We start from the raw sequence: 360 nt of genomic DNA on the forward strand, positions 1-360 counted from the left end.
CAAGATCTGTTGCGGGGATCGTCCCATCCTCCTGCCGCTTTGCTTTCGTGAACTTCAGCGTCCACCGCGCATGCCTGTCCTTGTGGGACAGCTTTGACGGCTTGTCCTGCCAGTCCTGTGGGATCCGCCCTTCACGCAGATCCGCTTTCTCAGCATTTGTGTTGCGCTGCCTGGGAGCCGCGACCAGCGTTGCATCCAGGATCTGCCCTGACATCGGGAGATAACCAGCGTTCCGCAGGGTTGCATCAAAGCGATTGAACAGACCATCGACCGCACCCGCCTGTGTCAGACGCTCGCGAAACAGCCAGACCGTTTTGGCATCGGGCACGCGATCTGACAGCCCCAGACCAAGAAAACGCA

General features: G+C 59.4%; 1 protein-coding gene. It reads right to left on the reverse strand.

The genetic code is table 11. The annotated features are described in order from the left end of the window. The coding region (locus KP705_RS19540; RefSeq protein WP_215765512.1) for a transposase at nucleotides 1-360 on the reverse strand (360 nt) is incomplete at both ends.

The sequence above is a fragment of the Gluconobacter sp. P1D12_c genome (assembly GCF_018812105.1).
Classification (GTDB): domain Bacteria; phylum Pseudomonadota; class Alphaproteobacteria; order Acetobacterales; family Acetobacteraceae; genus Gluconobacter; species Gluconobacter oxydans_A.